Genomic DNA, 14,242 nt, shown 5'->3' with positions numbered 1-14,242 from the left:
TTCCTGCGTATTTTTAATAAAAATACGTCTCTAAAGACTTAACCCAGCTAATACTTGAGTCGATTAGCTGGGTTCTTTTTATCTCAAGGTTTAATTATTTTCTTGAAGAAATACAATTGGGCAATGAGGTTTAATTTCAACTCTCACCTTCTCACCATTAGATAAAGAATCATTAGAAACACCAATCAATTGCGTCTCATCATCTTCAATCACATATCGACACGTATCACCCATAAACTGTAACTCTTTAACAATAGCACTGCCTGATGCGTCTCTATATAACGTAATGTTTTGTGGGCGAAGTAAAACATCGGCTTTTTTATTTGTATCTTCAGTACTGCGACCACAAGAGATCAAACCAACCGCACTATCAATATTTCCATCTTGCTGGATAGTCCCTGAAACATAAGAACCACCACCTAAGAAATCAGCAACAAAACGGCTGTTTGGGGAATAATACAAATCATTAGCACTGCCAAATTGCTCAATCACACCATGGTTCATTACTGCCAATTTATCAGAGAAAGCGAATGCTTCTTCACGGCTATGAGTAACGAAAATAGCCGTTACACCTTGCGCTTTAAAGATACGGCGGATCTCTTTGATTAGATCGTGACGAACCTGTGTATCGATATTAGAAAATGGTTCATCTAATAACAGAAGATCAGGTTCACTTGCGAGTGCTCTTGCAATCGCGACACGCTGCTGCTGACCACCCGATAGTTGATGAGGATAACGATCACCAAAGCCACTTAAGTGCACAAGATGAAGCATAGATTCTACTTTATCTATTGCTCGCTGCTTTTCCCATTTTTTTAAGCCAAATCCGATATTTTCACTTACCGTAAGATGTGGAAACAACGCATAATCTTGAAAGATCATACCTATATTTCGCTGCTCTGGCGGTAACCAAGTATTATTATCAGTAATCACTTTACCATTAAGGTTCATCTCACCTTCAGACAGAGGCAAGAGACCTGCAATCGCTTTTAGAAGAGTGGTTTTTCCGCAGCCACTCGCACCTAGCAAACAAACAATTTCACCCGATTCAACATCTAAAGAGAGCTGAGATAAAATATCCTGATCATGATAGCGACAGGTTAAATTAGATATAGATAATGCAGAATTCATTAATGCTGTTGCTCCAAAGAACGGTTAACAATGATCAATGGGATCAATCCAACCAATACCAATAATACCGCAGGCATTGCTGCAATCTCTAATTGCTCATCAGAAGCAAAATTAAATACATACGTTGCGAGAGTTTCAAAGTTAAATGGGCGCAATAGCAATGCTGCATTTAACTCTTTCATTGTTTCTATAAACACTAACAAACCAGCAATTAAACACCCACGACGTATTAATGGAAAATGCACTCGACGCAACATAGACCATGTTCCACAGCCTAAAGTGCGTGATGCCATATCTAGTGACGGTGGAATTTTATTTAAGTTACTTTCAATCGACCCAATGGCGACCGCAGAGAAACGCGTCACTGAAGCAAAGATTAACGCAAAGATTGAACCCGAGAAAATTAAGCCAACCATTCCAAAGCCTAATTGCTTTGAAATATCATTAACTAAATGATCCAAACCAATCATAGGTAACATTACACCAATCGCTAGCACTGTTCCGGGAACCGCATAACCAAGTGATGCTAAGCGCATCGGGAGCACGCTCCACTTACTGCTAGGTTGCAGACGGTGTAAAAAATTAACCACGATGGCAATAATTACCGCAATGAACGCCGCAATAGATGAGACATATAAACTATTGACGGCATACTCTTGAAACTCTGCCGTCCAACTCTCTTCAAAATAATGAAAAGAGTAATTAATTAACTGTAATAGCGGAAAAGTAAAAGCAATCGATACTAATCCCCAGCACCAAGTGAATGCGCCCCACTTTTTCCAGCCATGAAGTTCATATTGAAACTCTTCGTTGGTATTAAACTTCTCTTGGAAAATTTTTTGTTTACGACGGCTATAACGCTCACCACTGATCAACAATAAAATACCCATCAACATAAACGCTGACACTTTAGCTGCGGCATTCAAATTCGAATAACCTAACCACGTATCATAAACCGCCGTCGTTAATGTATTTACTGCAAAATAGCTAACCGTACCAAAATCCCCTAACGCTTCCATCGCAACTAAAGATAAAGCAACCGCAATAGAAGGTCTTGCTAGAGGTAGCGATATGCGTTTAAAGCTCTCCCAAGGAGTACATTTTAATAATCGCGCCGACTGTAGCAAACTGATGTTTTGCTCCATAAATGCAGCACGAGCAAGTAAATATACATATGGGTATAGCACCAAAGACATTACAAGAATGGCACCAGTTAAGGTTCGAATATCTGGGAACCAATAATCACCGTAAGATTGCCATCCAGTGATATCGCGGAGTAATACTTGGATTGGTCCTGCAAAATCAAGCCAATCGGTATAGATATATCCCACAATATAAGCTGGCATAGCCAAAGGAAGAACTAAAGCCCATTGTAAAACTGACGAGGAAGGTATACGACACATGGCCATAAACCATGCAGAAGGGCCCCCTAAAATTAAGGAAAAGAACATCGCACCAAAGACTAATAACACCGTATTCAGCGTATAGGTTGGTAATACGGTATTAAACAGATGAGTAAAGATATCATCTGTATTACCTAGTGCGGTATATAGGATCGCTAAGATCGGCAAAACCAGTAGTAGAGATAAACTCCAACTACTGGTTTTCCAGAATAATAATTTTTCTTTCATTGCCTAAACTGCAAGGCTCTTTTTAAGATGGTGAGGTATTGTTACCTCACCAATAGTAAATATCAAATTAAAGATCAAATTTAACTTCATCTAAAAGTTTAATCGCTTTAGTGTGGTTATCTGCAATCGCATCTAAAGATAGCGTATCTGCTTTGAAATCACCCCAAGATGCAACTAACTCAGAACGCTTAACACCAGATTTTACTGGGTATTCGTAGTTCACTTCAGCGTACATACCTTGTGCAACATCACCCGTTAAAAACTCCATTAATTTCAAGGCATTGCCTTTATTAGGTGCGTATTTAGCCATTGCCATACCACTAATATTTACGTGAGTACCATCAGTGTTTTGGTTAGGGAAGTTAATGTATACAGACTCAGCCCATGCAACTTGCTTAGGATCATTAACCATTTTACCTAGGTAGTAACTGTTACCTAAAGCGACATCACAAAGACCTTCTTTAATTGCTTTAACTTGTGCACGGTCATTACCTTGTGGCTTACGAGCAAGATTATCTTTTACGCCTTCTAACCATGTTTTTGTTTCAGCTTCACCATGATGAGCGATCATAGATGATACAAGAGAAACATTGTAAGGGTGCTTACCGCTACGAGTACAAATTTTACCTTTCCACTCTGGGTTTGCTAAATCAGCATAATCAAAATCAGCGCCTAACTTACCAACACGGTCACGAGATGAATATACGTTACGAGCACGTAGAGTTAGTGCGAACCACTCATCATCAGAATCACGGTATTGAGCAGGAACGTTAGCATCAATCGTTTTGCTATCTACTGGTTGAACTAGATTTTTATTTGTTAACTCAGCAAGACGACTAATATCCGTTGTTAAGATAACATCAGCAGGGCTTAATTCACCTTCTTGAGCTAGCTTTTCAGCCAAACCTTTTTTAGCAAATTTCACGTTAACTTTAATACCAGTCTCTTTGGTAAACTCTTTAAACATTGGCTCAACTAAGAAAGGTTGACGGTAAGAGTAAACATTAACTTCTTCAGCAGCCATAACACTTGGTGCAAACATACCTGCGATTAGTGCAGAAACTGATAATAACTTTTTCATGATATTCCTTTAAAATCTCTAGTTACAAATGGTAATAAGAATACTTATCAATATCGCTATTATACGAATCAATCTAAAAATGACAATGATCTCAGCCATTTTTTTATAGAGAAAAGCCTCAATACCAAGGCATTAAGGCTTAAAATATGTAACAAATTATTTACGTACTCTTTTATTTTACACTAACGAACTCTGGATAAGCATCAATACCACAATCATGGACATCCATTCCTTCAAGTTCTTCATCTTCTGTAACTCTAATTCCCATAGTTGTTTTTAATATTGACCAAACAACAAGACTCGATCCAAATACCCAAGCAAAGATAACCACAGCTCCAAACAATTGAGCCCCAAAAGTTGCATCAGGATTATTAAGTGGAACAACCATCAAACCAAATAATCCACATACGCCATGAACTGAAATTGCACCAACCGGATCATCAATCTTAATTTTATCAAAAGCAACAATACTAAAGACAACTATCCCACCAGCAAGCGCACCAATGCTTACAGCCGCTAAAGGTGATGGTGATAAAGGATCCGCAGTTATAGCAACTAAACCAGCTAATGCCCCATTAAGAACCATGGTTAAATCCGCTTTACCCCATGTCGTTTTACACACAAATAACGCTGTGATTGCACCAGCTGCTGCGGCGGCATTGGTATTCAAAAAGATTTGACCAACTGCGGTTGCATTCTCAAAATCTGAAATCATTAATTGAGAACCTCCGTTAAATCCGAACCAACCAAACCATAAAATAAAGGTACCTAATGTTGCCAGTGGCATATTAGAACCTGGAATTGGATAAATTTGACCTTTCTTACCGTACTTACCTTTACGAGCACCAAGTAATAGTACGCCAGCTAATGCGGCCGAAGCACCAGCCATATGAACAATACCAGAACCAGCAAAATCACTAAACCCTGCTTCAGATAAGAAACCACCACCCCACGTCCAATACCCTTCCATTGGATAAATAAAGGCAGTTAAAATGGCAGAGAACACAAGGAAAGACCAAAGTTTCATACGTTCAGCTACTGCACCTGATACGACCGACATTGCGGTAGCAACGAAAACGACTTGGAAAAAAAAGTCAGACTCTAGTGAATGATCTGCCCCTTCTGATTGAGTTCCAATTAAAGCGCCAATAGAAGGTATGATTCCACCCGCCGTATTATCGACATACATGATGTTATAGCCGACAACTAAATACGTGGTGCAAGCTATCGCATATAGGCACAGGTTCTTAGTTAAAATTTCTGTCGTATTTTTTGAACGAACTAAACCGGCCTCTAGCATGGCAAAACCCGCTGCCATCCACATAACCAAAGCACCTGACATTAAGAAGAAAAAAGTATCTAGGGCGTAACGCAGTTCTGATACTGTTGTTGAAAGTTCCATAATATTGTCCTCTATCCTTAAAGTGCTTCAGTGTCAGTTTCGCCAGTACGAATACGTACCGCTTGCTGAAGGTCATAAACAAAAATCTTACCGTCACCAATTTTTCCGGTATGAGCCGCCTTGGTTATCGCTTCAATAATGCTATCAACACGATCAGCTTGGACTGCAATTTCTAATTTTACTTTTGGCAAGAAATCGACTTGATATTCTGCACCTCGGTACAATTCAGTGTGACCTTTTTGACGACCAAATCCTTTGACTTCCGATACCGTCATTCCATCTACTCCCGCATCAGCGAGTGCTTCACGTACATCCTCTAATTTAAACGGTTTTATAATGGCATTAATTATTTTCATGCTTCAATCCTTGAATTATTTGTAACTTATAATTAACAATCCAATTCATGTGCCAACTTTTAAAATAATTAATAATCAATAACTTGATGAGAAATTAATTTCAAAAAAAAAAAGGGTGCACTTATTTAGTGCAGCCTTTCCCGAATAATGAGCAATTATAATGCGAATTAAAAACGTCGAATGAATGCTTCCCAGCTTTGGAGCATCGTTTCAAAGTCCTCTAACCCACATACTGAAATACATTCATCATCATACATACGAATGTCTTCTTCGAATTCCTCTTCTGAATGTTCAAATAACGCATTTTCTTGCACAATAACTTCTTGATCTGTCAAGATCAGTGTCATTACTTTTCCTGAGTATCTCCATTCATCTTGTGTGTTTTTTATTGCTGTAATTTGTTGATACAACTCAGCTAATAATTCAGTGCCTTTTGCTACATCCTCAACGAGCCACCGCCCCATCGCTTCATGACCCATAGAGAAGTTGGCGTGGTAAGTACCATCAAGTGTATTTTTCTTAAATTCGTAATCCATCGGATATCCTACGATTAACTGGTATTAGCTCACACGTTTTTAATCAAAGACAATGCCGAGCTATTTTCCTTAAGTATAATCCCATCGCTACTATTTTTATAGCAAACCACCTACGATAAACAGAGACAATATAATGCAGTTAACTACCGTAATAGCGAAACAGATTGTTGAACGCTCAATGAAAATCATTAAACATTCCGTAAATGTCATGGATGAATATGGTGTCATTATTGGTTCTGGCGATCCATCTCGTCTTAACTGCCGTCATGAAGGTGCAATTTTAGCGATTAATGAAAATAGGATTGTGGAAATAGATCATGCGACAGCCCAACAATTACGAGGGGTAAAAGCTGGGATCAACCTTCCTATTATTTTTCAGAATAATGTAATTGGGGTCGTTGGTATTTCAGGAAAACCTGTTGATATTCAGCAATACGGTGAGTTAGTAAAAATGACTGCAGAGCTGATTATTGAGCAAGCAGCGCTAATGACAGAAATACAGTGGAGTAAACGACACAAAGAAGAATTAGTACTGCAACTTATCCAACCCTCAGATCTCAATACTCAGCAATTGTATTCGATTGCAGAACGATTAGAACTCGATCTTAATCAACCTCGAATTGCGACCATCATTAAAGTCGATTCATTTAATGGGGAAAACCTATCTCTCACTCATTTACAAAAATTAGTCCACTTACTTGAATTTCCTGAAAGAGATAATTTGGTTGCGATAAGCTCTGTAACTTTAAATGAAGTCGTCGTTTTAAAACCAATCACATTAACTGAATCAGGGTGGAATAGAAGTCATGAAGAAAAACGTATTCGTCAACTTTTCCAACGGATCTCCCATGATGAAAAATTCACAATAAAAATAGCGCTTGGTGATTACTTCCCTAACTTAGAAGGAATTGCACAATCTTATATGACTGCGAAAGCGACAATGAATACTGCAAATTCTAAAAGTCGCATTCTATTTTATCAAGATAACGTATTACCGGTTCTTATTGATGGCTTGCGTAGTGATACGTGGCGTTCAAAACAATTAATGTTGCCACTACAAAAGCTATTAACTGTTGATACAAAAGGAAGTTTACTAAAAACATTACGCACTTTTTTTAATCATAATTGTGATTCAGCTCAAACCTGCAATGCACTACATATTCATCGAAATACACTTCGTTACCGAATAGACAAAATACAGCACGAAACCGGCTTAGATATCAATAAGATAAATGATCGCACTTATTTATATTTAGCGACGTTATCAAGTTATAAATAATACACATTTGTGCAATTGCACAATCAAAAGTACACCCCAGCGATAAAATTTGTTCATTCGTCTAAAGCTTATTTCCACACTTAAAGATAGATTACTGACATCTTAATTATTAAATGGAACGTTAATATGATCGAAGTATCGACTTTAGGTGCACTCGCCGCCTTAACCGTTGCAATAACACTCATTTTGAAAAAAGTACCACCAGCTTATGGCATGATCATTGGTGCTTTAATCGGTGGTGTTATTGGTGGTGTATCACTTACAGATACCGTTAACTTAATGATCGGTGGCGCTCAAGGTATTGTTACTGCTGTGCTTCGTATTCTAGCTGCTGGTGTTCTTGCTGGTGTTCTAATCGAATCTGGTGCCGCAACCTCTATTGCTGAAACCATTGTAAAGAAAGTCGGGGAAACTCGAGCTTTACTGGCTTTAGCGGTAGCAACAATGATCTTAACCGCCGTTGGGGTTTTTGTTGATGTTGCTGTTATCACTGTGGCTCCTATTGCACTGGCCATTGCTCGTCGTGCTGATCTTTCCAAAATGGCGATTCTATTAGCTATGGTTGGTGGTGGTAAAGCGGGTAACGTTATGTCACCGAATCCAAACGCCATTGCAGCAGCTGACGCATTTAATGTTCCTTTAACTTCAGTAATGGCGGCAGGAGTGATCCCTGGTTTATTCGGCTTAGTTTTCGCTTACTTCATCGCTAAGAAATTAGTTAACAAAGGCAGCAAAGTTCAAGAGCACGAAGTCGTAGCAGTTGATCACTCTCGTTTACCAAGTTTCGTTACTTCAATCGTCGCTCCTCTTGTTGCTATTAGCCTTCTTGCTTTACGTCCTATCGCTGGAATTAACGTTGACCCACTCATTGCACTTCCACTTGGCGGCTTGTTAGGTGCCGTTGCTATGGGACGCTTTAGAGACACCAATCACTTTGCTGTATCAGGCCTTTCTCGTATGGCTCCAGTTGCGGTAATGCTACTTGGTACAGGTACTCTTGCAGGTATTATTGCGAACTCTGGACTTAAATCAGGGCTGATTGATGTATTAACCGCCTCGGGTCTTCCTTCTTATTTATTAGCACCAATTTCAGGCGCAATGATGTCACTCGCGACGGCATCAACGACCGCAGGTACAGCAGTTGCAGCCAGTGTCTTTAGTCATACTATTTTAGAGCTTGGTGTTCCCGCTCTTGCTGGTGCTGCAATGATCCACGCAGGTGCGACAGTATTAGATCACATGCCACACGGCAGCTTCTTTCATGCAACAGGTGGCGCAGTTCACATGGACATGAAAGAGCGTTTAAAACTTATCCCATATGAATCAGCAGTAGGTCTTATGATCGCAACTGTTTCTACTCTTATTTTTGGTGTTTTCGGTTTATTTGTTTAATAAGGCTTTATTATGAAAATTGTTATTGCTCCTGACTCATACAAAGAAAGTTTAACGGCGATGGAAGTCGCTACGGCAATTGAAGCTGGATTTAAACAAGTATTACCTAACGCTGAATATATTAAGTTACCGATGGCCGATGGCGGTGAAGGGACAGTTCAATCTCTAATTGACGCTACTGGTGGGTCTATAATTGAACATGCGGTTACAGCACCTCTTGGTGAGAAAGTAACTGGATTCTATGGATTACTTGGCGATGGCCAAACCGCAATTATAGAAATGGCTGCAGCATCAGGCTTGCACCTTGTTGAACCAAGTTTACGTAACCCTTTACATACCACAACCTATGGCACTGGCGAGTTAATTAAAGCGGCTCTCGATAAAGGTGTAAAACATATTATTGTCGGAATTGGTGGCAGTGCAACTAACGATGGCGGCATTGGTATGGCTCAAGCTCTTGGTATCAAACTTCTGGATAAAGATGGTAATGATCTTGCATTTGGTGGCGGTTCATTAGAGCACCTTGCAACGATCGATACTTCAAATAAAGATCCTCGTCTTAATGACATTACTCTTGAAGTCGCATGCGATGTTGATAACCCATTATGTGGCCCTAAAGGTGCATCTTTCGTGTTTGGCCCACAAAAAGGGGCGACACCAGAAATGGTCAAAACATTAGATTCAAACCTAAATCATTATGCTGATGTGATGAAATCACAATTGAATAAAGACGTAAAAGATACTGAAGGCGCAGGTGCTGCAGGTGGCCTTGGTGCTGCGTTACTTGGTTTATTTAATGCCACGCTTCGACCTGGTATCGAAATCGTAATGGACGCAGTTAATTTAAGTGATGTGCTGGCTAAAGCAGATTTAGTGATTACAGGTGAAGGGCGTATCGATAGCCAAACCATTCATGGCAAAACGCCTATTGGTGTAGCAAGAACAGCGAAAAAGTTTGATTTACCTGTTATTGGTATTGCTGGTTGCTTATCTGATGATTGCGCTATTGTTCATGAATATGGTATTGATGCAGTATTCAGTGTTGTTCCTCGCTCTGTATCATTAGAAACAGCGTTAAAAGAAGCCGCTATTAATGTTGAAAATACAGCAAGAAATGTCGCTGCAATTTATTCGATGTATATTAAAAAATAATTAACTTAAGATTCAACGCAATAAAAAAGCAGCCGAACTGGCTAATGCCGATCAGTTAAGAAATTTTCCAGATCATTTGACTGATCGTTAAAAACCTTCAAAATCCGATATTGGGTAACCAATATCGGATTTTTTATGCAACTAACTAAAGCTCTAACACTGGCTAATGATTTCGTCCCTGATTCTGATTCTCTCGGAAAACTCAGTGATATATTACCTCCTGAATTTATTAATCAATGTTTAGAAGAGGCTGGGATAGCTACGATCCGTAAGCGCCGATTACCATTAGATATGATGATTTGGGTTGTGTTAGGCATGGCTTTCTATCGAGATGAGTCAGTCTGGGACATTACCAGTAATATGCAGCTTATGCTGCCAGGAAAGCGGCCACTAGTGGCTCCGAGTGCAGTAGTTCAAGCGAGACAAAGACTTGGAAGCGAAGCAGTAAGACATATTTTCACATCAACAGCTGAAATCTGGAATACCGAAGCAAACCATCCAACATGGAACGGTTTACAATTATTAGGTGTTGATGGCGTAGTTTGGCGAGCGCCTGACACAAAAGAAAACCTTCAAGTATTTGAACCTAAAAGTAATCAGCATGGCGAAACCTGCTACCCTCAAATCAGAATGGTATGCCAAATGGAACTCACTAGCCATTTATTGATCAATAGTGCTTTTGATAGCACAAAAGTCAGTGAAATGGTTTTAGCTGAACAACTTATCTCATCCACTCCAGATAACTCTATAACTTTGTTTGATAAAGGATTTTATTCCCTTGGCTTACTTCATAAATGGTCTACAACAGGATCGGAACGTCATTGGTTGCTTCCTGTGAAGAAAGGAACAATATATGAGGAAGTACGAACTTTAGGTCGACAAGATAAATTAGTGCGTTTAAAAACATCGCCACAAGCTAGAAAGAAGTTCCTTGATCTGCCGGAATATATTGAAGCTCGGTTAGTGAGTAAAAAAGTGAAAGGAAAAGAGACTCAAATTTTAACTTCAATGGTTGATCCAATGCGTTTTCCATCGTCTGAAATGGTAGAGCTGTACAGTGAGCGTTGGGAGATAGAAGTCGGTTATAGAGAAATGAAACAGACGCTTCTAAATAGTGAGCATCACCTTCGAAGTAAAAAGCCTGAGATGATTAGACAAGAATTATGGGGGATATTACTTGGTTATAACTTACTTAGATATCAAATGGTTAAGATGTCACATACGGTGAAGGGGCTTCACGCAAACCAATTAAGTTTCACATCATGCTCGCTGGCAATCATAAATATGTTGTACACAATGTCACTAAATAGTGCAGGTAATATCCCGAAGACTATCGCCTCTTTACAGGCAAATACCGCTCACTACATTTTACCGCCAAAGAGAGAAGATAGGCGCTATCCAAGGAGAGTTCGAGCTAAAGCCGTGAAGTACCCTTGCTGGAAAAAGAAAAAAGCCAGTCAGCTTAACTGACTGGCATTACCGAACTGGCTGCTTTTTTCATTTATCAACAAAAATTAAGCGGGTTCTTGGAAGATAACCGTATCTGCTTTTTCTGTATACTGACCCATTTTATGGAAGTTCAAGTAACGGTATGTATCGGCAGCGGTTGCATTGATCTTCTCAGCGTACGCTAAGTACTCTTCTTTCGTTGGAATACGACCTAGAATCGCGCCAACAGCAGAAAGCTCAGCAGAAGCTAAATAAACGTTCGCACCATTACCCAAACGGTTCGGGAAGTTACGAGTAGACGTCGACATTACTGTCGAAGCGTCAGCAACACGAGCTTGGTTACCCATACATAATGAACAACCCGGAGTTTCAATACGAACCCCTGCACGACCGAAGATGCCGTAGTAGCCTTCTTCTGTCAGTTGGTCTTTATCCATCTTAGTTGGCGGAGCAACCCATAGGCGAGTATTCAAAGAGCCATTAAACTCTTCAAGCATCTTACCTGCAGCACGGAAGTGACCGATATTGGTCATACAAGAACCGATGAACACTTCTTGAATCTCAGTACCTTGAACATCAGAAAGAAGACGAGCATCATCTGGATCGTTTGGTGCACATAGGATTGGCTGATCAATATCAGCAAGGTCAATCTCGATAACATGAGCGTATTCAGCATCTGAATCAGCAGCAAGCAACTCAGGGTTCGCTAGCCACTCTTCCATTGCCGTAATACGACGCTCGATAGTACGAACATCACCGTAACCTTCAGCGATCATCCACTTAAGCATAACGATGTTTGAGTTCAAGTACTCAGAGATAGACTCTTCAGAAAGCTTAACGGTACAACCTGCAGCAGAACGCTCAGCCGATGCATCAGAAAGCTCAAATGCTTGCTCAACAGATAGGTGTTCAACACCTTCAATTTCTAGCACACGACCAGAGAATTCATTAATCTTGCCTGCTTTCTCTACTGTCAGAAGGCCTTGCTTGATGCCGTATAAAGGAATTGCGTGTACTAGATCACGTAGCGTGATACCTGGCTGCATTTCACCTTTAAAACGAACCAAAATAGATTCAGGCATATCAAGAGGCATTACACCCGTTGCTGCCGCGAATGCAACTAAGCCAGAACCTGCAGGGAATGAAATACCTAGAGGGAAACGAGTATGCGAATCACCACCTGTACCTACAGTATCAGGCAGAAGCATACGGTTTAGCCATGAGTGGATAACACCATCACCTGGACGCAGTGAAACACCCGCACGATTCATGATGAAATCAGGTAGCGTATGGTGAGTATTTACATCAACCGGCTTAGGGTATGCCGATGTATGACAGAAAGACTGCATTACTAGGTCTGCTGAGAAACCAAGACACGCCAGATCTTTAAGCTCATCACGTGTCATAGGACCCGTAGTATCTTGAGAGCCTACCGTTGTCATTTTAGGTTCGCAGTACTGACCCGCACGCACACCTTCAACGCCACACGCTTTACCTACCATCTTCTGAGCTAACGTGTAGCCTTTATCAGAAGCAGAAGGGTCGACTGGCTTAGCAAACAGGTCAGTTTCAGCTAAGCCTAAAGCATCACGAGCACGGCCCGTTAAGCCACGACCGATGATCAATGGAATACGGCCACCAGCACGCACTTCATCAAGAAGTACTTTGCTTAGCTCAAAGTTTGAAATCACAGAACCGTTCTTGTGAACAACACCTTCGTACGGGTAGATATCAATGATATCGCCCATGTTCATGTCTTGTACGTTCAGTTCAATGGGTAGTGCGCCTGAATCTTCCATTGTGTTGTAGAAGATTGGTGCAATTTTACCACCAAGACAAACACCGCCAGTACGCTTGTTCGGTACGAATGGGATATCCTCGCCCATAAACCAAAGTACTGAGTTAGTTGCAGATTTACGTGAAGAACCGGTACCAACTACATCACCAACATAAGCCAGTGGGATGCCATCTTTTTGCATTTCTTCAATTTGAGTAATTGGACCAACGCTGCCCTGTTCATCAGGAGTAATGCCATCACGTTCCATCTTCAGCATCGCTTTTGCGTGTACTGGAATATCAGGACGTGACCATGCATCCGGCGCTGGAGATAAATCATCGGTGTTGGTTTCACCAGTGACTTTAAATACTTTAACAGTAATTTTTTCTGCTACTTTATTTTTAGCAGTAAACCATTCAGCATCAGCCCAAGATTGAAGTACTTGTTGTGCTGAAGCATTACCTGCTTTCGCTTTCTCTTCTACATCGTAGAATGCGTCGAACATCAGTAGAGTATGAGACAATGCTTTAACAGCGATTGGAGCAAGCTCAGCATCGTCTAGTAGAGAGACTAGAGGTTCAATGTTGTAACCACCTTGCATAGTACCAAGCAGTTCAGTCGCTTTTGCTTTGCTAACTAATGGAGACGCTACTTCACCTTTTGTGATTGCAGTTAAGAAGCCCGCTTTTACATAAGCCGCTTCATCAACACCCGGTGGAATGCGATTTTCTAGCAAATCAAGAATAAATTCTTCTTCACCTTGCGGTGGATTTTTTACTAATTCAACTAATGCTGCTACTTGCTCAGCATCTAATGGTCTTGGGACCACACCTTCTGAAGCACGCTCTTCGACGTGTTTACGATAAGCTTCAAGCACGACTTAATTCCTCACTTTCTGGTCTACTCTTAATGAGTAAACATCCTTGGAAACAATTCAGTTTATATCCATTAACTTTTTAATTCTGTTATAAATCTCAATAAAACAAGAGAATATGTATCGGAATAGACTAAAAATGTGGCGAGATGATACCAAATTTAACTCAAAATTAAAATCTC

Annotated in this window: 11 protein-coding genes; 4 read left to right on the top strand and 7 right to left on the bottom strand. The window is 40.3% G+C overall.

Features of this window, described 5'->3' with window-relative positions:
- Positions 1-90 precede the first annotated feature (90 nt).
- The 6 genes from AC2IP4_RS02095 to AC2IP4_RS02070 form a co-directional block, all read right to left on the bottom strand.
- A complete protein-coding gene (locus AC2IP4_RS02095; protein ID WP_375321191.1) occupies positions 91-1,131 on the bottom strand; it encodes an ABC transporter ATP-binding protein in 1,041 nt (346 codons plus the stop codon).
- Positions 1,131-2,762: an ABC transporter permease gene (locus tag AC2IP4_RS02090; protein ID WP_486310507.1), complete on the bottom strand. Its 1,632-nt coding sequence runs from the start codon at positions 2,760-2,762 to the stop codon at positions 1,131-1,133. Before AC2IP4_RS02090 ends, AC2IP4_RS02095 begins: the two co-directional genes overlap by 1 nt.
- Positions 2,763-2,829: 67 nt before the next feature.
- Positions 2,830-3,843 (bottom strand): Fe(3+) ABC transporter substrate-binding protein, encoded by a 1,014-nt coding sequence (locus AC2IP4_RS02085; RefSeq protein ID WP_375321193.1) that lies wholly within the window; start codon positions 3,841-3,843, stop codon positions 2,830-2,832.
- 172 nt (positions 3,844-4,015) lie between these two features.
- Positions 4,016-5,245: an ammonium transporter gene (locus tag AC2IP4_RS02080; protein WP_486306743.1), complete on the bottom strand. Its 1,230-nt coding sequence runs from the start codon at positions 5,243-5,245 to the stop codon at positions 4,016-4,018.
- A gap of 17 nt (positions 5,246-5,262) precedes the next feature.
- A complete protein-coding gene (gene glnK, locus AC2IP4_RS02075) occupies positions 5,263-5,601 on the bottom strand; it encodes a P-II family nitrogen regulator (protein WP_375321195.1) in 339 nt (112 codons plus the stop codon).
- A 167-nt stretch (positions 5,602-5,768) separates the two neighbouring features.
- Positions 5,769-6,137 (bottom strand): YacL family protein, encoded by a 369-nt coding sequence (locus AC2IP4_RS02070; protein ID WP_375321196.1) that lies wholly within the window; start codon positions 6,135-6,137, stop codon positions 5,769-5,771.
- Positions 6,138-6,270: 133 nt separating this feature from the next.
- On the opposite strand from AC2IP4_RS02070, the gene AC2IP4_RS02065 reads away from it, so the two are divergent.
- From AC2IP4_RS02065 to AC2IP4_RS02050, 4 genes are all read left to right on the top strand, one after another.
- A complete protein-coding gene (locus AC2IP4_RS02065; RefSeq protein WP_486306745.1) occupies positions 6,271-7,416 on the top strand; it encodes a sugar diacid recognition domain-containing protein in 1,146 nt (381 codons plus the stop codon).
- Between the two features lie 126 nt (positions 7,417-7,542).
- Positions 7,543-8,808: a GntP family permease gene (locus AC2IP4_RS02060; protein ID WP_130046224.1), complete on the top strand. Its 1,266-nt coding sequence runs from the start codon at positions 7,543-7,545 to the stop codon at positions 8,806-8,808.
- 12 nt (positions 8,809-8,820) lie between these two features.
- Positions 8,821-9,960 carry a glycerate kinase gene (locus tag AC2IP4_RS02055; RefSeq protein WP_375321198.1) on the top strand — a complete coding sequence of 380 codons (1,140 nt, stop codon included), beginning with the start codon at positions 8,821-8,823 and terminating at the stop codon, positions 9,958-9,960.
- A 135-nt stretch (positions 9,961-10,095) separates the two neighbouring features.
- Positions 10,096-11,430 (top strand): IS4 family transposase, encoded by a 1,335-nt coding sequence (locus AC2IP4_RS02050; protein WP_375320795.1) that lies wholly within the window; start codon positions 10,096-10,098, stop codon positions 11,428-11,430.
- Between the two features lie 44 nt (positions 11,431-11,474).
- Here AC2IP4_RS02050 and acnB read toward each other — a convergent pair whose 3' ends face one another.
- The gene (gene acnB, locus AC2IP4_RS02045; protein ID WP_486306746.1) at positions 11,475-14,063 is read right to left on the bottom strand and encodes a bifunctional aconitate hydratase 2/2-methylisocitrate dehydratase; all 2,589 of its coding nucleotides are present in this window, start codon (positions 14,061-14,063) and stop codon (positions 11,475-11,477) included.
- Between the last annotated feature and the right edge of the window lie 179 nt (positions 14,064-14,242).

The organism is Aliivibrio thorii (genome assembly GCF_057368585.1).
Note: the sequence above shows the minus strand (reverse complement) of the source record. Positions and strands in the feature narration are given on the sequence as shown.